The organism is Streptomyces sp. XD-27, assembly GCF_030553055.1.
GTDB lineage: Bacteria > Actinomycetota > Actinomycetes > Streptomycetales > Streptomycetaceae > Streptomyces.
Map to the genome: position 1 here is coordinate 3,155,182 of NZ_CP130713.1, position 20,578 is coordinate 3,175,759.

At 70.6% G+C, this 20,578-nt stretch carries 20 protein-coding genes, 1 tRNA gene and 1 riboswitch; of the genes, 6 read left to right on the forward strand and 15 right to left on the reverse strand.

Annotation, left to right across the window (positions count from 1 at the left end):
• Window positions 1-73 precede the first annotated feature (73 nt).
• Window positions 74-397, reverse strand: coding sequence for a hypothetical protein (locus Q3Y56_RS13230; protein WP_304462131.1), 324 nt, complete (start codon window positions 395-397; stop codon window positions 74-76).
• 120 nt (window positions 398-517) lie between these two features.
• Here Q3Y56_RS13230 and Q3Y56_RS13235 point away from each other — a divergent pair, with 120 nt between their 5' ends.
• Window positions 518-748 (forward strand): DUF4287 domain-containing protein, encoded by a 231-nt coding sequence (locus Q3Y56_RS13235; RefSeq protein ID WP_304465587.1) that lies wholly within the window; start codon window positions 518-520, stop codon window positions 746-748.
• A 105-nt stretch (window positions 749-853) separates the two neighbouring features.
• On the opposite strand, the gene Q3Y56_RS13240 is transcribed toward Q3Y56_RS13235, so the two are convergent.
• Both Q3Y56_RS13240 and Q3Y56_RS13245 read right to left on the reverse strand, forming a co-directional pair.
• Window positions 854-1,735: a Bax inhibitor-1/YccA family protein gene (locus Q3Y56_RS13240; protein WP_304462132.1), complete on the reverse strand. Its 882-nt coding sequence runs from the start codon at window positions 1,733-1,735 to the stop codon at window positions 854-856.
• 187 nt (window positions 1,736-1,922) lie between these two features.
• A tRNA-Leu gene (locus Q3Y56_RS13245) sits at window positions 1,923-2,004 on the reverse strand.
• Window positions 2,005-2,483: 479 nt separating this feature from the next.
• Between Q3Y56_RS13245 and Q3Y56_RS13250 the strand changes: the two genes are divergently transcribed.
• Together Q3Y56_RS13250 and Q3Y56_RS13255 are read left to right on the forward strand one after the other, a co-directional pair.
• The gene (locus Q3Y56_RS13250; protein ID WP_304462133.1) at window positions 2,484-3,266 is read left to right on the forward strand and encodes an ABC transporter ATP-binding protein; all 783 of its coding nucleotides are present in this window, start codon (window positions 2,484-2,486) and stop codon (window positions 3,264-3,266) included.
• 61 nt (window positions 3,267-3,327) lie between these two features.
• Window positions 3,328-5,859: an ABC transporter permease gene (locus Q3Y56_RS13255; protein WP_304462134.1), complete on the forward strand. Its 2,532-nt coding sequence runs from the start codon at window positions 3,328-3,330 to the stop codon at window positions 5,857-5,859.
• A gap of 62 nt (window positions 5,860-5,921) precedes the next feature.
• Here Q3Y56_RS13255 and Q3Y56_RS13260 read toward each other — a convergent pair whose 3' ends face one another.
• The 3 genes from Q3Y56_RS13260 to Q3Y56_RS13270 all read right to left on the reverse strand — a co-directional run bounded on the left by Q3Y56_RS13260 (window position 5,922) and on the right by Q3Y56_RS13270 (window position 9,783).
• Window positions 5,922-7,265 (reverse strand): cyclopropane-fatty-acyl-phospholipid synthase family protein, encoded by a 1,344-nt coding sequence (locus Q3Y56_RS13260; protein WP_304462135.1) that lies wholly within the window; start codon window positions 7,263-7,265, stop codon window positions 5,922-5,924.
• 166 nt (window positions 7,266-7,431) lie between these two features.
• Window positions 7,432-8,811: an NAD(P)/FAD-dependent oxidoreductase gene (locus Q3Y56_RS13265; protein ID WP_304462136.1), complete on the reverse strand. Its 1,380-nt coding sequence runs from the start codon at window positions 8,809-8,811 to the stop codon at window positions 7,432-7,434.
• A 426-nt stretch (window positions 8,812-9,237) separates the two neighbouring features.
• Window positions 9,238-9,783, reverse strand: a complete 546-nt coding sequence (locus tag Q3Y56_RS13270; RefSeq protein WP_304462137.1) for a helix-turn-helix domain-containing protein — start codon at window positions 9,781-9,783, stop codon at window positions 9,238-9,240.
• A 138-nt stretch (window positions 9,784-9,921) separates the two neighbouring features.
• On the opposite strand from Q3Y56_RS13270, the gene Q3Y56_RS13275 reads away from it, so the two are divergent.
• The 3 genes from Q3Y56_RS13275 to Q3Y56_RS13285 are packed head-to-tail and all read left to right on the forward strand — an operon-like array spanning window position 9,922 to window position 11,393.
• Complete coding sequence (locus Q3Y56_RS13275) at window positions 9,922-10,800, forward strand: alpha/beta fold hydrolase (RefSeq protein ID WP_304462138.1); 879 nt, start codon at window positions 9,922-9,924, stop codon at window positions 10,798-10,800.
• A gap of 54 nt (window positions 10,801-10,854) precedes the next feature.
• A complete protein-coding gene (locus Q3Y56_RS13280) occupies window positions 10,855-11,127 on the forward strand; it encodes a type II toxin-antitoxin system Phd/YefM family antitoxin (RefSeq protein ID WP_304462139.1) in 273 nt (90 codons plus the stop codon).
• Complete coding sequence (locus Q3Y56_RS13285) at window positions 11,124-11,393, forward strand: type II toxin-antitoxin system RelE/ParE family toxin (protein WP_304462140.1); 270 nt, start codon at window positions 11,124-11,126, stop codon at window positions 11,391-11,393. The genes Q3Y56_RS13280 and Q3Y56_RS13285 overlap by 4 nt, the downstream gene beginning before the upstream one ends.
• A gap of 71 nt (window positions 11,394-11,464) precedes the next feature.
• Here the strand turns inward: Q3Y56_RS13285 and Q3Y56_RS13290 are convergent, their stop codons facing one another.
• From Q3Y56_RS13290 to Q3Y56_RS13330, 9 genes are all read right to left on the reverse strand, one after another.
• Window positions 11,465-12,220 (reverse strand): hypothetical protein, encoded by a 756-nt coding sequence (locus Q3Y56_RS13290; RefSeq protein ID WP_304462141.1) that lies wholly within the window; start codon window positions 12,218-12,220, stop codon window positions 11,465-11,467.
• Window positions 12,221-12,450: 230 nt separating this feature from the next.
• A complete protein-coding gene (locus tag Q3Y56_RS13295; RefSeq protein WP_304462142.1) occupies window positions 12,451-12,915 on the reverse strand; it encodes a hypothetical protein in 465 nt (154 codons plus the stop codon).
• 188 nt (window positions 12,916-13,103) lie between these two features.
• A complete protein-coding gene (locus Q3Y56_RS13300; protein WP_304462143.1) occupies window positions 13,104-14,129 on the reverse strand; it encodes a Ppx/GppA phosphatase family protein in 1,026 nt (341 codons plus the stop codon).
• On the reverse strand, window positions 14,126-14,674 hold the full coding sequence (locus Q3Y56_RS13305; protein ID WP_304462144.1) for a DUF501 domain-containing protein: 549 nt from the start codon (window positions 14,672-14,674) through the stop codon (window positions 14,126-14,128). Before Q3Y56_RS13305 ends, Q3Y56_RS13300 begins: the two co-directional genes overlap by 4 nt.
• A gap of 88 nt (window positions 14,675-14,762) precedes the next feature.
• Window positions 14,763-15,230: a septum formation initiator family protein gene (locus tag Q3Y56_RS13310; RefSeq protein WP_304462145.1), complete on the reverse strand. Its 468-nt coding sequence runs from the start codon at window positions 15,228-15,230 to the stop codon at window positions 14,763-14,765.
• A gap of 154 nt (window positions 15,231-15,384) precedes the next feature.
• Entirely contained in the window at window positions 15,385-16,665 is a 1,281-nt protein-coding gene (gene eno / locus Q3Y56_RS13315; RefSeq protein WP_304465588.1) for a phosphopyruvate hydratase, read from the reverse strand.
• 185 nt (window positions 16,666-16,850) lie between these two features.
• The gene (locus Q3Y56_RS13320) at window positions 16,851-17,561 is read right to left on the reverse strand and encodes a transglycosylase family protein (RefSeq protein ID WP_304462146.1); all 711 of its coding nucleotides are present in this window, start codon (window positions 17,559-17,561) and stop codon (window positions 16,851-16,853) included.
• 7 nt (window positions 17,562-17,568) lie between these two features.
• Window positions 17,569-17,722: riboswitch (cyclic di-AMP (ydaO/yuaA leader) on the reverse strand.
• Between the two features lie 256 nt (window positions 17,723-17,978).
• Window positions 17,979-19,082, reverse strand: coding sequence for a transglycosylase family protein (locus Q3Y56_RS13325; RefSeq protein ID WP_304462147.1), 1,104 nt, complete (start codon window positions 19,080-19,082; stop codon window positions 17,979-17,981).
• A gap of 113 nt (window positions 19,083-19,195) precedes the next feature.
• Window positions 19,196-20,485, reverse strand: a complete 1,290-nt coding sequence (locus Q3Y56_RS13330; protein WP_304462148.1) for a cytochrome P450 — start codon at window positions 20,483-20,485, stop codon at window positions 19,196-19,198.
• Window positions 20,486-20,578 lie beyond the last annotated feature (93 nt).

Below are 20,578 nucleotides of genomic sequence, written 5' to 3' on the forward strand. Positions count from 1 at the left end.
CGCCGCTGTTGGCAGCACGCCGCTGGAGGACACGGCGCTCGCAGGACTCGGGCCCCCGGCGCCGGAGCCTCCGTCAGGGGGCGATCTTCGCCGCCGCCTCCGCGACCCGGTCCACCGCCCGCGCCAGCAGCCCCTCGCCTTCGGCCGCGTCCCGGAGCGCTTCGGCCAGATCGTGCCCGGCCACGGCCACCTGGTCCCCCACCGCGAAGAGCCCCGCGTCCGGCACCGTACGCGGGGTGCGGCCCGGCTCCTCGATCTCCTGCGCCCACTGGGCCAACTCCCGTGCCAGCGCCAGCGCTTCGGCCGCGCCGCCCCGTTGCAGCGCGGACTGCGGCAGGGTACGGAGCCGGTCGGCCAGCCGGTCGACAGCGGTCAGCAAGGGCGTCACATCGTTCACGCCGTGAGCCTATGCGTCGCCAACGGCCTGTTGCCAACGCGCCAACAGTCAGGCACGGTGAGCTGAAGACGAGCCCACTGGGCCGAAGTGGAACAGCGACTGGACACGCCGGAGGCGCCGATGTCCCACGTCTTCTCCGAAGAAACCCACCGGAACCTGCTCTCCCGAATCCCCGCATGCACCGGCCGTGAAGTCGCCGACTGGCTGCGGACGGTGGACGAGGGACCCGCCCTCTTCCGCTTCGAGGAGAAGGTCAGCTGGCTGCGCGGCGCGCACCAGCTCGCGTACGGCCACGCCAAGGCGATCATCCACGAGCACGACCTGCGCCGGGCGGCGCGCAAGCTGCTGTAGCGGCTGCGGCACGGCGGTCAGCCGACATGCGGCCGTGAGCCGACATGACGAAGGGCCCGCGGCAGTCGCCGCGGGCCCTTCGCTGCCGGCTGTCGCCGCCGCCGATCACAGCTCCCGCAGGATCGCGATCAGGCGCAGCATCTCCAGGTAGATCCAGACGAGCGAGAGCGTCAGGCCGAAGGCGGCCATCCACGACTCCTCGCGCGGGGCGCCGTACCGCACGCCGTCCTCGATCTGCTTGAAGTCCATCGCCAGGAAGGCCGCGCCGAGCAGCACGCCGACGATGCCGAAGACGACGCCGAGGCCACCGCTGCGGAAGCCGAGGCCGTCACCGCCACCGATGGCCGCGAACAGGAGGTTGACGGCCATCAGCAGCACGAAGCCGATCGCGGCCGCCATCACGAAGCGCATGAACCGCTGGTCGACCCGGATCAGCCGGGTCTTGTACGCCACCAGGACGCCGACGGAGACCGCCATCGTGCCGAGCACGGCCTGCATCGGGATGCCGGACCAGCGCTCGTTGAAGGCCTGGCTGATGACGCCGAGGAAGACGCCCTCGAAGAGCGCGTACGCCAGGATCAGCGCCGGCGAGGCCTTCTGCCGGAAGGACTGGACGAAGCCGAGCACCATCGCGACGAGCGCGGCGGCGAAGCCCGCGCCCATGGGGAGCTGGGCGGCCCACGCCGCCGCGGCGGCGACGATCACAGTGCCCAGGGTGATGCCCGTCCGCATGACGACGTCGTCCATCGTCATCCGGCCGGTCTGCAGCGGTGCGACCGGCGGTGCGCCGTACATCTGCTGCATCTGCTCGGGTGTCAGGTTGTGCTGGTCACCGAGCGCGTACGGGTTGGTCGGCGGCTGGGTCTGCGCGTACGGGTTGCCCTGGACAGCGGCGGGGCCCCCGGCCTGCGGCGCCGCGCCGAAACCGGCAGAGCCGCCGTCGCGGCCGAACCCCCGTCGCGAGAAGACCGGGTTGCTGCTCCTCATCCTCACTCCTCCGTGGCCGCCCTGCGCGACCTTGGGACAAGGGTAATGGCACAGCAAAGGATGCACCCTAGTGCCTGGGCAGGATCTTTGGAGGAACCTTGCCACGCTGCCCGGCGGGTCCCGAGGCGGCGACCGGAACGGTGGGCGACGAGGCGCGCACGGAGCGTGCGCACATGAGACCTGGAGGTGCCCGGAGCCGGACTTGAACCGGCACGGCCCGAAGGCCAGCGAGGTTTAAGCTCGCCGTGTCTGCATTCCACCATCCGGGCTGGGCTCTCGATCGAGCCGCGAACACGGCCCTCTCCGAAGAGAGCAGAGACGAGACTATCCGGGGAGAAGTCCCCGAACAGCGGAACGACGGACCGTGGTTGTCTTATTTTATTGGCAACTGAGGGCTCATCAGCAGGGCTGCAGAGCCTATGGCATATGCCAAGGGCCTGTAGGGCCTGGTCACCGCTTGCGGTGCGGCCATAACAACGAATGACGAGGAGTCGAGGGCTTCGTCAGAGTGGCCGAATACCGCCGACCAGATGACCAAGTCCCGCCAACGGGGTGACGCGGGCACACACGTGCCTCTCCTACCTGAGGAGGACCCCCCTCCCCCGCGGTACTTCCCAAGTCCACCCCAGGACGGGAGCACGGGCTGATCCCCCGGGCGGCTCGGGCAAGGACGATGGAAGAAGTCGCCGCGCGCCCGCGTGAGGCGCTTTCGACACGTCTGGCACTTCCGATCCGAGGAGCTGTTTCCGTGACCACCTTCCCCGCCGGCGTCGAGACCGGCCCCCGCACCAGTGCGGCGGCCGCAGCCGCCAAGGACCTGACCAAGGTCTACGGACAGGGCGAGACCCAGGTGGTCGCCCTGGATTCGGTCTCCGTCGAGTTCCGGCAGGCCGAGTTCACCGCCATCATGGGGCCCTCCGGCTCCGGCAAGTCGACCCTCATGCACTGCATGGCCGGCCTGGACACCATCTCCCGGGGATCGGCGCGTATCGGCACCACGGAGCTGACCTCGCTCAAGGACAAGAAGCTCACCCAGCTGCGGCGCGACAAGATCGGCTTCATCTTCCAGGCGTTCAACCTGCTGCCCACGCTGAACGCGCTGGAGAACATCACGCTGCCGATGGACATCGCGGGCCGCAAGGCCGACCAGGCGTGGCTGGATCAGGTCGTCGCCACGGTCGGTCTCGCCGGCCGCCTCAAGCACCGGCCGAACCAGCTCTCCGGCGGTCAGCAGCAGCGCGTCGCCGTGGCCCGCGCGCTGGCCGGCAAGCCCGAGATCATCTTCGCCGACGAACCGACGGGCAACCTCGACTCCCGCTCCGGCGCCGAGGTGCTCGGCTTCCTCCGCAATTCCGTGCGCGAGCTGGGCCAGACGGTCGTCATGGTCACCCACGACCCCGTCGCCGCGTCCTACGCCGACCGGGTCGTCTTCCTCGCCGACGGCCGCATCGTCGACGAGCTGCGTGAGCCCACCGCCGACGCGGTGCTCGACCGCATGAAGCGCTTCGACGCCAAGGGACGGGTCAGCTGAGCCGACGCCGCATCACCACAGCGCCCGACCACCGGCCCTCTCCACAGGACTGACCTGACCCATGTTCCGTACCGCCTTGCGCAATGTGCTCGCGCACAAGGCCAGGCTGCTGATGACGATGCTCGCCGTGCTTCTGGGCGTGGCCTTCGTCGCGGGCACCCTGGTCTTCACCAACACCGTCTCCGACGCCTATCAGAAGAGCTCTGAAAAGGGCTACTCCACCGTCGACGTCGCCATCCGGCCCGACGCCGACTCGGACGACGACCGTCCCGGCGCCGCGCCCCGGCTGAGCCAGGGGCTGCTGGACAAGGCCACCAAGCTGGACGGCGCCGCCTCCGCCACCGGCCTGGTCTCCGGCTACACCGCCGTGGCCGACAAGGACGGCGACCTGCTGGGCAACGGCTTCGCCAACACCGGCGGCAACTACTTCCCCGGCACCGACGGCAAGGACTCCCGCTACACCCTCAAGGACGGCCGCGCGCCCAAGGCCGCCGGCGAGGTCGCGCTGGACTCCAAGACCGCCAAGAAGGGCCACTACAAGGTCGGCGACACCGTGCGGGTCTCCGCCGACGGCCCCGTCCGCAGCGAGAAGCTGGTCGGCGTCTTCACCACCGACGACGGCAACGTCGCGGCCGGCGGCAGCCTCGCGCTGTTCGACACCGCCACCGCGCAGAAGCTGTTCGCCAAGCCCGGCCAGTTCGACGAGATCCACCTGGCGGCCAAGCCCGGCACCTCCCAGGCCGAGCTGAAGGCCGCGGCGGACAAGATCCTGCCCAAGGAGTCCGAGGCGGTCACCGGAGAGAAGCTCTCCGACGACCAGGCCAAGGAGATCGAGAGCAGCATGAGCGTGATGCGGACCGGCATGCTCTGGTTCGCCGGTGTCGCGCTGTTCGTCGGCATCTTCATCATCGCCAACACCTTCACCATGCTGGTCGCCCAGCGCACCAAGGAGCTGGCCCTGCTGCGCGCGGTCGGCGCCAGCCGCCGCCAGGTGACCCGCTCGGTGCTGATCGAGGCCGCCTTCGTCGGCACGGTCGCGGGCGCCGCCGGCCTGGCCGCCGGCATCGGCATCGGCGCGGGCCTGCGCTCGCTGCTGAACTCCACCGCCGCAACCGTTCCGGACGGTCCGCTGGTCGTCGGCGCGAACACGGTGATCACCTCGATGATCGTCGGCATCGTGGTCACCATGCTCGCCGCCTGGCTGCCGGGCCGCCGCGCCGCGAAGATCCCGCCGGTCGCCGCGATGAGCAGCGTGCACGCCGTCGCGACCACCCGCAGCCTGGTGGTGCGGAACTCCATCGGCGCCGTCTTCACCGGCATCGGCATCGCGGCCGTCGTCGCGGGCACCACCATGGACGACGGCAAGGCCGCGATGGGCATCGGTGCCGTCGCCGTCCTGATCGGCGTCATCGTGCTCACCCCGTTGCTGTCCCGGCCGCTGATCGCCGCCGTCGGGCCGGTGCTGAGGCTCTTCGGGATGTCCGGCAAGCTGGCCCGGCAGAACGCGGTGCGCAACCCGCGCCGCACCGCCGCCACCGCCTCCGCGCTGATGATCGGCCTCACGCTGATCACCGGTATGACGGTGATCGCGGGCAGCCTGCAGAAGAGCATCGACAAGATGGCCGCCGACTCCTTCGAGGCCGACTACTTCGTGAAGATGGGCGACGGCGTCGTGCTGCTCTCGCCGGACGTCGAGAAGACCCTGAGCGGCCTGGACGACGTCACCGCCTCCAGCGCGCTGCGCCAGGCGCCGGTCCGCGTCGCCGACAGCAACAAGACGGTGTCGGGCGTCAACGGCAAGGACATCGCCAAGCTGATCGACATCCCGTTCAGCGCGGGCTCCTTCTCCTCGGTCAACGGCAACAAGGTCGTCGTGGACGAGGACACGGCCGAGGACCGCGGCTGGAAGGTCGGCTCGTCGTTCCCGATGACCTTCGAAGACGGCAAGAAGGCCACGCTGACCGTGGCCGGCCTCTACGAGGGCAACATGATGATCAACGGTATCCAGATGGATATCGGGACCCTCACCCCCCACATGGAGACGGTCGCCGACGCGCTCGTCATGGTCAAGACCAAGGACGGCGCCACCGACGCCACCAAGGCCGACCTGGAGAAGGCGCTCGGCGACAACCCGGCCATCAAGGTGCAGGACAAGGAGGACGTCTCCAACGAGATCGCCTCGATGTTCACCCTGATGCTGAACATCCTCTACGGGCTGCTCGGCATGGCCGTGATCGTCGCGGTGCTCGGCGTCATCAATACCCTGGCGATGTCGGTCTTCGAGCGGTCCCAGGAGATCGGGATGCTGCGCGCCATCGGCTTCGACCGCCGCAGCGTCAAGCGGATGGTGCGCCTCGAAGCGGTGGTGATCTCACTCTTCGGCGGTGTGCTCGGCGTCGGCCTCGGACTGTTCTTCGGCTGGGCGGCCGGTGAGCTGATGGCCGCCGGGATATCCACCTACACGCTGGTCCTGCCCTGGGACCGGGTGGTGGTCTTCCTGCTGATCGCCGGGCTGGTCGGCGTGCTGGCGGCCCTGTGGCCCGCGCGCCGGGCGGCCAAGATGAACATGCTGGCGGCCATCAAGTCGTCGTAGGCGGCACAGCTGCCAGGGCTCCGGGCCCGCGCCCCACGGCGCGGGCCCGGAGCCCTTTTGTGTCACCCGCTCCACTCCCTGGCCCGCAGCGGCATCCCCGACGCGCCCGAGTCCGGCGTACGGACCGCGAGCACCTGGTTGACCCCGATCCGGTTGCGCTCGAAGGACACCGCGGAGGCCGCCATGTAGAGCCGCCAGACCCGGGCCCGGCCCGGGGACGTGGCGCGCACGGCCGCCGCCCAGTTCGCCTCCAGGTTGGCGACCCAGCGGCGCAGCGTCAGCGCGTAGTGCTCGCGGATCGCCTCCACGTCCCGTACCTCGAAGCCCGCCTCCTCCAGCTGGGCGACGGTGCGCCCGACGGGGGCCAGCTCGCCGTCGGGGAAGACGTACCGGTCGATGAACGCGTCGACCCGGTACGCCTCCTCGTCCGGTTCCGGGCGCCGGCCGATCTGGTGGTTGAGCAGCCGCCCGCCGGGGACGAGCAGCCGGTGCAGGACGGCGGCGTACTCGGCGTAGCGTGCCGTGCCCACGTGTTCGGCCATGCCGATGGAGGAGACCGCGTCGAACGGGCCGTCGGTGACCAGCCGGTAGTCCTGTACGCGGATCTCGACCCGGTCGGCGAGGCCCGCCTCCGCGACGCGCTTGCGGGCGTACGCCGCCTGCTCCTCGGAGAGGGTGATGCCGACCGCCCGTACGCCGTACTCGCGGGCGGCGTGCAGCACCATCGAACCCCAGCCGCAGCCGACGTCCAGCAGCCGCCGGCCGGGCTGGAGCGCCAGCTTGCGGCAGATCAGGTCGAGCTTGGCGTGCTGGGCCGCCTCCAGGGTGGGGGTGCCGTCGGCGTCGTCCCAGTACGCGCACGAGTAGACCATCGAGGGTCCCAGCACCAGCTCGTAGAAGGCGTTACCGACGTCGTAGTGATGCCGGATGGCCTCTTTGTCGCGGCGCAGGGTGTGCAGGGGGCCGCGCCGCACCGGGGCTTCCTCGCGTGGCGGCGGGGGCGGCAGGCCGGGGCCCGCGAGGGTGAGCAGCGAGCGGGCGGCGGCGCGCAGCCGGGGGTCACCCAGCGCGTGCAGGGCGGCGAGTGCCGCCCTGCCGCGGCGGGCGGCGGTGGGGCGCTCCCACAGCAGCCCGGCCAGCAGGTCCAGCGCCTGGTACAGATCGCCGTCGATGTCGAGGTCGCCGGCCACCCAGGCCCGGGCCAGGCCCAGTTCGCCCGGCCGCCACAGCAGCCGGTGCAGGGCGCGGCGACGGCGCAGGACCAGGGTGGGCACGGTGGGCGTGTCGCCGCCGGACGCGGTGGGCGGCCCGGCTTCGCTGCCGTCCCAGGCGCGGATGCGGACCGGGAGCGGGGCTCCCAGCACCTCCTCGGCGAGCGCGGTGAGCCGTCGGGCGGCGTCGGCCATGTCGCACACCTCCGTGAGGGTGAGTCAGAAAGGACCACCTCTCACGGTAGCCGGGGGCAGGACCGGCATGGGGGAGCCCGAACACGCCGAAGGGCGTCCGCCCCACGGATTGGCGGACGCCCTCGGCGTCGTACGTGCGGCCCGGCTGCTGCCGCCGGACCTGCGATCAGCCGGCCTTGGCCTGCTCGACCTTCGTCTCGGCCTTCTTGGCCGCCGCGGCGGAGACCGGAGCCGCCGCCTCGTAGAACTCCTCGCGGGGGTTCTCGATGGCTCCCAGGGAGACGACCTCGCGCTTGAGGAACATGCCCAGGGTCCAGTCGGCCAGCACGCGGATCTTGCGGTTGAAGGTCGGCATCGCCATGCCGTGGTAGCCACGGTGCATGTACCAGGCGAGGCGGCCCTTGAGCTTGATCTTCGTCTTGCCGAAGACCAGCATCGCGACGCCCTTGTGCAGACCGAGGCCCGCGACCGCGCCCTTGTTGGCGTGCTTGTACTCGCGCTGCGGGAAGCCCCGCATGCCCGAGATGACGTTGTCGCCGAGGACCTTGGACTGGCGCAGCGCGTGCTGGGCGTTCGGCGGGCACCAGGCGCCCTCGCCGACGGCCAGGTCCGGGACCTGGGCGTTGTCGCCGGCGGCCCAGATGTAGTCGGTGCCCTGCACCTGGAGGGTGGGGGCGGTGTCGACGTGGCCGCGCGGGCCCAGCGGGAGGCCGAAGCGGGCGAGCGCCGGGTTCGGCTTGACGCCGGCCGTCCACACGATGGTGCTGGAGTCGACCTCCAGGCCGTTCTTGAGAACGACGTGGCCGTCGACGCAGGACTCCATGGAGGTCTTGAGGTAGACCTCGATGCCGCGCTTCTGCAGGTGCTCCAGGCCCCACTGGCCGAGCTTCGGGCCGACCTCGGGGAGGATCTTGTCCGCGGCGTCGACGAGCACGAAGCGCATGTCCTCGCGCTTGACGTTCGTGTAGTACTTGCACGCGTCGCGCGCCATGTCCTCGACCTCGCCGATGGTCTCCGCACCGGCGAAGCCACCGCCGACGAAGACGAAGGTCAGCGCCTTGCGGCGGACCTCCTCGTCGGTGGTCGAGTCGGCCTTGTCGAGCTGCTCGAGCACGTGGTTCCGCAGCCCGATGGCCTCCTCGATGCCCTTCATGCCGATGCCGTTCTCGGCCAGGCCGGGGATCGGGAAGGTACGGGAGACCGCGCCGAGCGCGATGACCAGGTAGTCGAAGGGCAGCTCGTACGCCTCGCCGACGAGCGGCTGGACGACGGCGACCTTGCGGTCCTGGTCGATGGTGGTGACGCGGCCGGTGAGGACCTCCGCCTTGGGGAGCACGCGTCGCAGCGGGACCACGACGTGGCGCGGGGAGATGCTGCCGGCAGCAGCTTCGGGGAGGAAGGGCTGGTACGTCATGTACGAGCGCGGGTCGACGACCGTGACGGTCGCCTCGCCGTACCGCATCTTCTTCAGAATGCGGCGCGCCGCGTACAGGCCTACGTACCCACCGCCTACAACGAGGATCCTGGGACGCTCCGTGGTGCTCATGATTCGAGTATCCAGCACCCGTTGGAGGGGTGCTCGTGAGCCCCTTCACAAGCACGTCGGGGGCATCTGCTACACTCCGCCGCCACCGTGACCCACGCCATAGCCGCCCGGGGGAACCAGAACGCCCCGGGAGACGTTAGCCACCCCTACTGAACAGGGATTGGACCCCGCGAGGCGGCTGAACCACCCCTTCCGCACGGCTCAGCGCCACCCCCCGGAACTCCTCCGTCCGATCGCCAACGACCCCCCATGGCGCCCGAAAGTGAGCGGAAAGGGGCCCGACGGGGGCAGGATGCGACCGCCGGGCCCTCTTTTTCATGTGAAGGATTTCACGAACCTTTTCTCGGGCGAGCCGCCAGGCGGTGCCGCCGGGCCCGCCCAGGCCCCGCCGCGCGCCTCTCCGACCCCTCCAGGACTCCGGGGCACTCAGGGTCGCTCATGCTCAGCAGGCCCTTCGGCCGGGAAGAGGATCATGGTGAGGAGGCGGCGCGTGCGCTCGGGCGAGGGCTTGTTACCCATCCTGGAGCGGATGGCGGAGCGTACCTCTTCGGCCAGCTCGGCCATCTCGTCGCCGCTGAGCCAGAGCGAGAACTGCGGGTAGGACACCGCATCGGCGACCGGGTCGGTGTCGTCGCGGTCGAGGTAGAGGTTGAACTCGGCCAACAGGGATCCCACCACCGCTGTGAATCCGCGCCGGTGATCTTCCGGCGTCATTGCCGCGACCGCGTCCTCGTCCAGCACCGCGCGCTTCTGATGCAGCCGGTAGCGGCGCTCGACGGCGCCGCGCACCCGCTGCTCGCTCTCCACGTCGAGGAGGCCGCCGTCGACGAGCAGTCCGACGTGCCGGTACACGGTGGTCTTGGGGACGTCGGGCATGCGCGTGCACAACTGGGACGTCGTCAGTGTCCGCCCGTAGAGGGCTTGCACGATGCGTAGCCGCAGGGGGTGCAGGAGCAGGTCTGCCGTATCCATCACCCCATTGTTCCCACAACTGGTACCATTTCCAAAGTTGGGAACGGTTGGCACTGATGCACCTCTCCGAAGGAGTCTTCGATGCGGCAGCACACGGACAGGCCTCACGGCGGAACCACTGCCGATGTCTTACCGCCCGTGGGGCACCTGTACGGCGACGGCCGGCGCCTCTTCCTGCACCGCTCAGGCAGCGGTGGCCCGGCCGTGGTGTTCCTGCCCGGCGGGGGCATGGTCGGCCTTGACTACCTCAACATCCATGACGCGGCTGCGGAATTCACCACGTCCGTGCTCTACGACCGCGCCGGAACAGGCTGGAGCGACCAGGTGCCGCTGCCGCGCACCGGAGCCGAGGTCACCGACGAACTACGTCGCCTCCTGCACGCTGCCGGCGTTCCGACCCCGTATGTACTGGTCGGGCACTCCCTGGGCGGGGCCTACGCCCGCCACTACGCGCAGCGCTTCCCCGACGATGTCGCCGGGCTGCTCCTGATGGAACCCGCCCATGAGGACTGGGACGCCCACATGCCGGACCCGCGGCTCATGGTGGAGGTGGAGGATCCCCACGCGGCGGCAGGCGAAGGAACGCCCGAGCCGGGCGAAGAACTCCTCCAGCAGATTCGCGATCTGTTCACACAGATGCTGGCGGGGTGGCCCGCCCCGATCCGCGAACGGCTCGTCGACCTCCACCTCGACCCCGTACGGGGCTGCACGGGCCCACGAGAGAAGAACTTCCGCACGCTCTACGGCGAACTCCGCCGCGCCGGAGACACCCCCGACGTGCCGACGATCGTGCTCACCGCCATGGCGCTCGACCCCATGATGTCGTGGTTCATGCCGGAACAACTGGAGCGGCAGATGAACGAGGGCAAACGTGCCCTCTACGAGGCACTGGCCGCATCCGTTCCCCACGGCGAGAACCGCGTGCTCGACGACGCCGGACACAGCTGGCTGCACGTGCAACGCCCGGACGCCGTGCTCCAGGCGATCCGGGACCTGCTCGATCGAGCGGACAAGTGACGACAGCCGCAACCCGGCAGGCTGCGTGTACACGATGACGCGTACACTATCTGCATGGCTGAGAGCACTGTGACCGTACGGGAAGCCCGTGCGCACCTCGCGGACCACATCAATCGCGCCGAACAGGGCACACCTACGGTGATCACCCGCAACGGGGTCCCGGTGGCGGCCGTGGTTCCGATCGCGGACTTCGACGCGTTGGAAGAGGCGGCCGATGTGTTGCTGGCCCGGGAGGCGGAGGCGGTCCTGGCCGAGGGCGGCCCGACCGTGACGATGGCCGAGTTGCTGGCAGATCTGTTCACCGAGCGCGCCGAAGACGCGGCGTGAAGTACGCATTCCGGTTCACCACTGCGGCACAGCGGCAGCTTCGAGCCATCGACCGGCCTGCCGCTATGCGCATCCTGGCCGCGCTGACCACGCTCGGCGACGATCCGTACCGCGAGGACGCCGACGTCAAGAAGCTCGCCGGCCCCTCGGGCCTCTATCGGCTCCGGGTCGGCACCTACCGGGTCGCCTACCAGGTCGAGGACGGCGAGCTCATCATCCTTGTCGTCAAGGTCGGCGACCGGCGCGACGTCTACCGCAACATCTGAGAAGCAGGGGCCCGGAGCCCGAAGGCTCCGGGCCTCCCTACCCGGAGGTCACTCGTCGCCGAGTGCGGTGGTCAGCCCTTGGGGGCTTCCACGATCTCGCCGGTCGGCGCCTTGGCGTTGACCGGCGTACCGAACTCGGTCCACACGATGCGCGCGGAGCCGCCCTTGTACGGGCCCTCCTGCATCACCATGTAGGGCGTGCCCGTGGTCGCGACGTTGTACGTGCCCTTCTTGCCCTGGTTCTCGATGACGAGCGGGATGACGGGCTGTCCCTCGACCTTCGTGGCCGCACCCTTGGTCATCTTGACGGAGGCCGTGTCCGGCTTGGTGAACTGACTGGTGTGGCAGTAGCTGGACAGGGCCTTCATGATGGGGTTGCTTTCCGAGCCGTGCATCCACTTGCCGGCGGGGACGGTGCTGCCGTTCTGCTTGGCCCAGTTGGCGAAGCGGGAGTCCACCTTGCCCCAGATGTCGTCGCCCTTGCGGATGATCTCGAACTTGCCGTGGTCCAGCAGGTCGACCTTGCCGACGCAGTCGGTGGCGGAGACCAGGAGATCGGTCTTGGCGTCCGAGCGCGTCTGCCGCTCATGGACCGAGCCCGCGTCGGCGTTCGCCTTCTTGCCCTTGTTGTAGATGTCGGCGGCGGAGAGCTTCTCGACGCCGTTCGGCTTGGCGTCCGCGCCGGCGGGACTCTGCGACGACTTGCCGCCGCCCGCCGGATCGTCGGCGGTCTCGTCGCCGTTGCAGGCCGTCAGCGGCAGCAGGATCGCGGCGCAGGCGAGCGCGGCGGCGGCGCGACGGACGGACCGGGCGGAGGTGTGCTTCATTGGGGACCCCATGATGAGCGGTTGTGCTGAATGACGTGCACCATTCAAACGGTCGCCCGAGACACTTTGATCACGGGCGTGTCCGGGGTTGATCACAGGGGTGCCGGGGCGGACGGCGTCAAGGGCGGACATGTCAGTGTTCGCTGACACCGATCCACGAGGCAGGGGCCTGCCGCCGGGATCCCGGCGGCAGGCCCCCGTGAGGTCCCGTGGTGGTTCCGAGGTGCTGGTCAGACCCTCGGGGAGTCCGGCAGGGCCCAGGTCACGGCGCCCTTGCCGTCATCAGCCACGTCCCACTTGAGCGTGGCGTCCATCGTGTACTTCCCCTGCCGATCAGAGGTGTACGGGATGTACTCGCTGTGGGAGCCGGAGCTCTTCTCGTTGATGGAGCCGGCCAGGCTCGCGTTGCTGTAGATGCGGTTCCCGCCGGCCCACTCGACGCGCGAGTTGAGCTTGAAGCTGTTGAACCGCTTGTTGCCGAACCAGTCGGCACCGCCGTCCCAGCTCACCACCGTCCTGGCGTTGAACTGGCCGTCGTGGCCGTTCGCGATGCAGTTCTTGGCCTTCACGGTCACGTCGGGCTTGCCCGGCAGGGCGATGGTGCGGCTGACCGTCTTGGAGCAGTGCCACTTCCACCCGGAGGCCTGCGCGGAGGTGCCGGCGGCGCCGAGCAGCAGGCCGGCAGTCATGGCCACGACAGCCGACGTGGCTGCTGCTGCGCGAATACCGATCTTCAAGGTGCTTCCCCCATACATATGTGCTGACCCGCCGGCCGATGCGTCGGCGGGTCAGGCGATCCTAGGAGGGCGCTCGCGGGCGTGGTCACCCGGGGGCGGACCGGGGCAGCGCCCAGGGGGCGCATTTCCGGCTACATCAGCGCAGGTCAGGACTCTTTCCGAGGCTCCTCGGACTGCTCTGCCGCCGCGTACGCGAGGCCGTCGAGGATGTCGTGCTCGCTCACGACGACCTCCTGGGCTCCGGTCCGTTCCATGATCTTCAGCAGGACGAACGCCCCGGCGGCGATCACGTCGACCCGGCCCGGGTGCAGCACGGGGATCGCCGCGCGTTCGGCGTGGGTCGAGGTCAGCAGGCGGGTGGTGACCTCGCGGACCTGGGCCAGGGGGATCCTGGAGTGGTGGATCGCGGTGGAGTCGTACTCCTTGAGACCCAGCGCGATGGCGGCGACGGTGGTGACCGAGCCCGCCAGACCCACCAGGGTACGGGCCCGGGTCAGCGGGACCGTCCGCTCGGCGAGGTCGAGGGCCGCGGTGATGTCCGCCTCCATGGCGGCGATCTGAGCGGGCGTCGGGGGATCGGTGACCTGGCCGTCGACCACCAGATGGCGTTCGGTCATCCGTACGCAGCCGATGTCCACGCTGCGAGCCGCCTGGACGTGGGTGTCGCCGACGACGAACTCCGTGGAGCCGCCGCCCAGGTCCACCACGAGATACGGCGGCTCGACGTGGCCCACCCGTCGCCCGCCACCACCCTCAATAGAAGGGCGCTCCGCGCCCCCTCCGACTCCGGCGGCCAGTTCCCTGGTGGCGCCGGCGAAGGAGAACTCCGCCTCCTGGTCGCCGCTGATCACCTCGGGCGCCACGCCCAGGATGTCCACGACGCCGCGGACGAAGTCGGCGCGGTTCTCGGCGTCCCGGGAGGCCGAGGTGGCAGCGAAACGGACGCTGGTGGCGCCCAGGTCCTTGATGACGGCCTCGTACTCGCGGCAGGCTTCGAAGGTCCGCTCCAGCGCCTCCGGGGCCAGCCGGCCGGTACGGTCCACGCCCTGGCCCAGCCGGACGATCCGCATGCGGCGGTCGAGCTCGTGCAGCTCGCCGGTCGACGGGTCGATGTCGGCGACGAGGAGGCGGATGGAGTTCGTGCCGCAGTCCACGGCGGCCACGCGCTTCACTCCTCGCCCTCCCCGGTCCCCGGCGCCTCCGCGCAGGGGGTGACGCACGGGCCCTTGCGCCACCACTCCGGCAGCATCGCGATGGCCTCGTCGCCCAGCGGGTTCACGCCGGGGCCGGCGGCCAGGGAGTGGCCGACCAGGACGTGCAGGCACTTCACCCGGTCCGGCATGCCGCCCGCGCTGGGGAAGCCCTCCAGCACCTCGATGGCGTCGCGCCGGGCGATGTAGTCCTCGTGGGCGGCGCGGTAGGCGGCGGCCAGCTCGGGGTCCGTGCCGAGCCGCTCCGTCATCTCCTTCATCACGCCCTCGGCCTCCAGGGTGCCGATGGCGGACGCGGCGCGCGGGCAGGTCAGGTAGTACAGCGTCGGGAAGGGCGTGCCGTCCTCCAGACGGGGCGCCGTCTCGACGACGTCGGGGTTGCCGCACGGGCACCGGTGCGCGATGGCGCGCAGGCCGCGCGGCGGGCGGCCGAGCTGCTCCTTGAAGGCGGCGATGTCCGCGTCGGTGGGCGGGGTGGGCTCCGTCTGCGGAGGGGGCGTGTCCATGAGTGGCGGATTCTCTTCGGTGTGGGTGGTGGAATGGGGCTGCCGGGCGGGCCCCGGGAGCTGCTGTGGTGGCCTGAGGCGGGGCGGGTCAGTGGCGGGCGGACGCGTCCGCCGTGTCCACGCCGTCCCACAGGTTGCGGTACCACGGGCGGTTCGCGGCCGCGCTGTGGTCGGAGATGCGGTCGTCGTCCTGCGCGTCGCCGGCCACGCTGAAACCCGTCTCCCCCGGCCGTACGTAGTGCAGCCGCTCGCGCGCCAGCCGTTCGATGTACGCGGGGTCCTGCAGCCGCGCCTTCTCCTCGCGCAGCCGCTTCTCGTCGTCGCGCGCCTGCTGGGCCTGGCGCCGCTGATCGGCGATCTCCGCGCGCTGGGAGATGTACTGGCGCATCGGATAGGCCAGCGCGATGACCAGGGAGCAGACGACCAGGGCCAGCATCGCCGCGCGGCCGGTGAGGCGGTTGCGGCGGCCGCGCGCACGGTAGACGCGGGCCGCGGCCTGCTCGCCGAGCGTCTTGAGCCTGGTCGCGGTGGAGAACCGGTCCCGGTCCCCGGCCATGTCCGCCTCCCCTGCCTGCGTGACTACGTGCGTACGTCCCCGCCCACGGTACGGGACCGGGAACGGGGACGTACGTACGCCGGGCTGATCAGCCCATTGAACCGGGCTGGTCAGCCCCTGAGCCGGGCTTGGTCAGCCGCTGGTCCGGGCTTGGTCAGCCCTTGAACCGCGGGAAGGCCGAGCGGCCCGCGTACACCGCGGCGTCGTCGAGGATCTCCTCGATGCGCAGCAGCTGGTTGTACTTGGCGACGCGCTCGGAGCGGGCCGGGGCGCCGGTCTTGATCTGGCCGCAGTTGGTGGCGACGGCCAGGTCGGCGATGGTGACGTCCTCGGTCTCGCCGGAGCGGTGGGACATCATGCACTTGAAGCCGCTGCGCTGGGCCAGCTCGACGGCGTCCAGGGTCTCGGTCAGCGAGCCGATCTGGTTGACCTTGACCAGCAGGGCGTTCGCGGCGCCCTCCTCGATGCCGCGGCCCAGGCGCTCCGGGTTGGTGACGAACAGGTCGTCGCCGACGAGCTGGACCTTGTCGCCGAGCTTGGCGGTGATGGTCTTCCAGCCGTCCCAGTCGTCCTCGAACAGCGGGTCCTCGATGGAGACCAGCGGGTACGCGGCGACGAGCTCCTCGTAGTACGAGGTCATGTCGGCGGCGGTGCGCTCCTGGCCCTCGAAGACGTACACGCCGTCCTTGTAGAACTCGGAGGCGGCGACGTCCAGCGCCAGCGCGATGTCCTGACCCGGGGTGTAGCCGGCCTTCTGGATGGCCTCGAGGATGAGGTCCAGGGCGTCGCGGTTGGAGTCGAGGTTCGGCGCGAAGCCGCCCTCGTCGCCCAGGCCGGTGGACAGGCCGCGCTCCTTCAGCACCGCCTTGAGGGTGTGGTACACCTCGGTGCCCCAGCGCAGGGCCTCGGAGAAGGACTCCGCGCCGATCGGCGCGATCATGAACTCCTGGATGTCCACGTTGGAGTCGGCGTGCGAGCCGCCGTTGAGGATGTTCATCATCGGGACCGGCAGCAGGTGGGCGTTGGGGCCGCCCAGGTACCGGAAGAGCGGGAGGTCGGACGCCTCGGAGGCGGCGTGCGCGACGGCGAGGGAGACGCCCAGGATGGCGTTGGCGCCGAGCGAGGACTTGTCCGGGGTGGCGTCCAGGTCGAACATCGCCTGGTCGATCAGGCGCTGCTCGGTGGCGTCGTAGCCGACCAGCTCCGGGCCGATCTGCTCGATGACGGCGAGGACGGCCTTCTCGACACCCTTGCCGCCGTAGCGGTTCTTGTCACCGTCACGCAGCTCAAGCGCCTCGAAGGCGCCGGTCGAGGCGCCGGACGGCACGGCAGCACGGCCGGTGCTGCCGTCGTCGAGGCCGACCTCGACCTCGACCGTGGGGTTGCCTCGCGAGTCGAGGATCTCGCGAGCTACGACGACGTCGATGGACGGCACGAGGATCTCCTTCGTGTGGGTCTGCGTCTGCAGCATGAGCCTAACGGCAGCGGCGGGCTGCCCCCGCCCGACGCCCGGCCCGCGAGACGGCAGAGCCCCCGGACGGGCTGTACGTGTCGATATGCCAGCCCGTCCGGCTCCCGCGGGCCGTGGTCCGGGGGCGAAGGCCCGCCGGAGAGCTCGGGTCAGCTCAGGTGCAGGCGCTGACCGGGGTAGATCAGGTCGGCGTCGGCGACGACGTCGTCGTTCAGCTCGTGGAGCTTGTGCCAGCCGCCCTCGACGTGCCGGGCCTCGGCGATCTTGGAGAGGGTGTCGCCGGCCTTCACCGTGTACTCGCCGTCGCCCTTGGGCACGGCGCGCTCGTGGGAGCGGGTGGTGGGCGCCGGCTGGGCCTGGCGCTCGGTGTGTCGCGGGGCCTGCTGCTGGGGCTGCGCCTTCGGCTGGGTCTGGGTCCGCGGCTTCGGCTGGGCCTTGGGCGTGCTCTGCTGCTGCGACGGGGTGGTGGCCGAGGAGCCGCCCTCGTAACCGCCGGAGGTCAGGTTCTTGCCGCAGACCGGCCAGGCGCCCTTGCCCTGCCCGGCCAGGACCTTCTCGGCTATCTGGATCTGCTGGTCCTTGCTGGCCTGGTCGGCGGTCGGGGCGAACGCGGTGCCGCCGTACGCGGCCCAGGTCGAGGCCGAGAACTGCAGGCCGCCGTAGTAGCCGTTGCCGGTGTTGATCGACCAGTTGCCGCCGGACTCGCACTGCGCGACCTGGTCCCACTGCTGGGTGGTCGCGGCGGAGGCCTGGGTGGCGGCGATCAGCGGAGCGGCGACCGCGGCGCCGGTGACACCGGCGAGGGTGGCGATGCGAGCGGCCTTGGAGGGACGACGATGCTTGCCCTTGGACTTGAGCATGGTTGGTTCGTTTCCTCACCGACGCCTGCGAGGTGAGCTGTCGGGTTCGGGCGTGTGAGTGGCCCGGCCGGATGCGCTGCCGCGCATCCGGCTTCACCCCTAGCCGGCGGACCGGCGCACAATCCTGGGTCCCCCGCTCCTGCCTTCGGCGCTTGCGCGTCGACAACCCCCCGACCGTTGGCAGGACTCGGCGTGTCGGTCGGCGGTGCCCGCGGTGGCGAGCGGTGACGACGGTAAGCACAGCTCCCGGGTGAGCTCAAACCCCAACATCCGTGGAAACTCAGCCGTGTTTGCGCCCAGGGAACCACTATCTCCGCAGGTCAGACGTGACCTGTTAAGGCCGGATAAGGCGGACACACCCGTCAATGCGAAGAGACTCATGTCTCATTTTCGGCACGGCGGGCGAGATGCCCCGAACTAGCGTTCGCCGCCGTCCAGGACAAGGCGCTGACCTGGGTGGATGAGGTCCGGGTCGGTGCCCACGAGGCTCTCGTTGGCCTCGTAGAGCGCGGGCCAGCCCCCGGGGACGTCATGCTCGGCCGCGATGGCCGACAGGCTGTCACCGGAGCGCACCGTGTAGCGCTTCGGGCCGTCGCCCGCGGGGTTCGCGCCGCGGTCGCGGTCACCGCGCGAGGCGTGCCGCCCGCCGCGCCGCTCGCCGTCGTCGGCGCGGTCGTCCGGGGCGCCGCGGTGCCTGCCGCTGCCGGGCTCCGGCGTACGTCCGGCGTCCGGGGACGGGGCCTTGCCGTCGCCCTTGCTCTCGTCCCCGCCGTCACCCTTGCCGTCGTCCGTACGGCCGTCCGCGGGGTCTTCCGACGGCTTGGGCGCGGAGTCGGAGTCCCGCTCCGGGTCCTTGCCGTCCGCACGGTCCGTGGAGCCCTTCCCGTCCTCGTCGGCCTTGTCGCCCTTCTCACCGTCAGCGTCCTTGTCGCCCTTGCCGTCCTCGGGCGCCTTGCCGTCTGCGTCGCCATCCGTACGGTCGCGGTCCGCATCCGACGTGTCGTCGGAGCCGGAGTCGGAATCGGGCTTCTCGGTGGACGTGTCCTCGTCGGCGGGCTTCGTCGAGTCGGCGTCGCCGCCGTCCGGCTCCTCCGCCCCGGATCTGGGCGGCTCGGTGCTGCCGGGGTTCACCTCGGGCGCGTCGCCCCCGTCCTTGAGCCCGGCGTTCAGCGCGCAACCGGGCCAGGCCTGCGGCCCGCGGTCGGCCAGGATCGACTCGGCGACCGATATCTGCTGCGAGCGGCTGGCGAGATCGGGGCGCGGGGCGTAGGACGTGCCGCCGTAGCTCTTCCACATGTCGAGGGTGAGCTGGAGGCCGCCGTAGAAGCCGTTGCCCGCGTTGGCGCTCCACATGCCGCCGCTCTCGCATTCGGCGACCCGGTCCCACGTGGCCGTGTCGGCGGCGTGTGCGCCGGTGGCTCCCAGGAGGGGAAGCGCGATGCTCGCGCCGGTCACCCCCGCCGCGACGACGATGGCCGGAGCCTGACGGGGGCGGCGGTGCCTACCGTTCCCGGAGCGCATGCGGTTACCTCTCGTAGTGGCGGCTGAGTTGAGGCTGAAAGATAATCCGGCCGCCCACGAGTCACAAGCCGATGTAGCGGAGGTCACGCCCCGATCACGGTGCTGATCGTCCGTCAACTTCCTTCTGGGGTGAAGGTTACGGGGAGTGTGCGCAGCCCTCTCATAATGAGCCCGCCGCGCCAGCGCAAATCGGACGGATCGCCGTCGAGCGCAAGGTCCGGGAGGCGGCGCAGCAGGGTGGCGAGGGCGGTCCGCGCCTCCAGCCGGGCCAGCGGCGCGCCGAGGCAGTAGTGGATGCCGTGGCCGTAGCCGAGGTGCTGGTTGTCGGCGCGCGCCAGGTCCAGGATGTCCGGCCGTTCGAAGCGCTCGGGATCGCGGTCGGCGGCGGCCAGGACGACCAGGACGGGGTCGCCTTCGGCGATGCGCTGCCCGCCGAGGGTCAGCGGCTCGGTGGCGAACCGCCAGGTGGCGATCTCCACGGGGCCGTCGTAGCGCAGCAACTCCTCGACCGCGGTGGCGAGCAGGGCCTCGTCGCCGTCGGCCAGCGCGGCCTGGAAGCGCTTGCGCTGCGCCGGGTGGCGCAGCAGGGCGTAGGTGCCGTTGCCGATGAGGTTGACCGTGGTCTCGAAACCGGCGAACAGGAGGATGAAGGCCATGGCCGCGGCCTCGTTCTCGGTGAGGTGCTCGCCGTGGTCGCTGGCCCGGATCAGCCCGGAGATCAGGTCGTCGGCCCCGTCCTGGCGCAGCGACTCCCGCTTGCGGTGGATCAGTTCGGCCAGGTACGTCCGCATCTTCTTCACCGACCGGGCGACGCCGCCGCGCGGCCCGCCGCCGTGCCGGATCATCATCCCCGCCCAGTCGCGGAAGTCGTCCTGGTCCTCGGGCGGTACGCCCAGCATGTCGCAGATGGCATAGATGGGCAGTGGGAAGGCGAACTCGTGGATGAGGTCGGCCTCGCCGCGCGCCGCGAAACCGTCGATGAGCCGGTCGGTCAGGTCCTGGACGCGCGGGGCGAACTCCGCCACACGGCGCGGCGTGAACGCCTTCGACACCAGCCGCCGCAGCCGGGTGTGGTCCGGCGGATCGATGTTGAGCAGATGCGTCATGAGGCCCGCGCTGCGCTCGCCCGGGATGCCGACCTTCCCCTTGCCGTGGGCGTTCTCGCTGTGGTGGACGGGGTTCTTCGACAGCCGGGTGTCGGCGAGCGCCTGCCGCGCGTCGGCGTACCGCGTCACCAGCCAGGCCTCGACCCCGCTGGGCAGGGCGGTCCGGTGCACGGGGGCGTGCTCGCGCAGCCAGGCGTACGCCGGGTAGGGGTCGGTGGCGAACTCCCAGGTGAACAGGGGCGGCGGGGCGGGCACGGGGCAGAGCCGGTCAGGTACGGGGGAAAGCTGGTCAGGCACGTCGCGACCGTATCGCGTGGGCCGAGCCGCCCCTCCGGCCGACCGCCGCCCGTAGGCCGCAGCTCCGGCCGACCGTCGCCCGTGGGCCACAGC

Excerpts from the sequence above, each read along its gene's own strand:
- Q3Y56_RS13235 (WP_304465587.1), top strand. The coding sequence starts at position 518 with ATGTCCCACGTCTTCTCCGAAGAAACCCACCGGAACCTGCTCTCCCGA.
- Q3Y56_RS13305 (WP_304462144.1), bottom strand. The coding sequence starts at position 14,674 with ATGGACACGCCCCCTCCGCAGACGGAGCCCACCCCGCCCACCGACGCG.
- Q3Y56_RS13290 (WP_304462141.1), bottom strand. The coding sequence starts at position 12,220 with ATGAAGCACACCTCCGCCCGGTCCGTCCGTCGCGCCGCCGCCGCGCTC.
- Q3Y56_RS13255 (WP_304462134.1), top strand. The coding sequence starts at position 3,328 with ATGTTCCGTACCGCCTTGCGCAATGTGCTCGCGCACAAGGCCAGGCTG.
- Q3Y56_RS13270 (WP_304462137.1), bottom strand. The coding sequence starts at position 9,783 with ATGGATACGGCAGACCTGCTCCTGCACCCCCTGCGGCTACGCATCGTG.
- Q3Y56_RS13320 (WP_304462146.1), bottom strand. The coding sequence starts at position 17,561 with ATGCTCAAGTCCAAGGGCAAGCATCGTCGTCCCTCCAAGGCCGCTCGC.
- Q3Y56_RS13265 (WP_304462136.1), bottom strand. The coding sequence starts at position 8,811 with ATGAGCACCACGGAGCGTCCCAGGATCCTCGTTGTAGGCGGTGGGTAC.
- Q3Y56_RS13325 (WP_304462147.1), bottom strand. The coding sequence starts at position 19,082 with ATGCGCTCCGGGAACGGTAGGCACCGCCGCCCCCGTCAGGCTCCGGCC.
- Q3Y56_RS13240 (WP_304462132.1), bottom strand. The coding sequence starts at position 1,735 with ATGAGGAGCAGCAACCCGGTCTTCTCGCGACGGGGGTTCGGCCGCGAC.
- Q3Y56_RS13280 (WP_304462139.1), top strand. The coding sequence starts at position 10,855 with ATGGCTGAGAGCACTGTGACCGTACGGGAAGCCCGTGCGCACCTCGCG.
- Q3Y56_RS13310 (WP_304462145.1), bottom strand. The coding sequence starts at position 15,230 with ATGGCCGGGGACCGGGACCGGTTCTCCACCGCGACCAGGCTCAAGACG.
- Q3Y56_RS13260 (WP_304462135.1), bottom strand. The coding sequence starts at position 7,265 with ATGGCCGACGCCGCCCGACGGCTCACCGCGCTCGCCGAGGAGGTGCTG.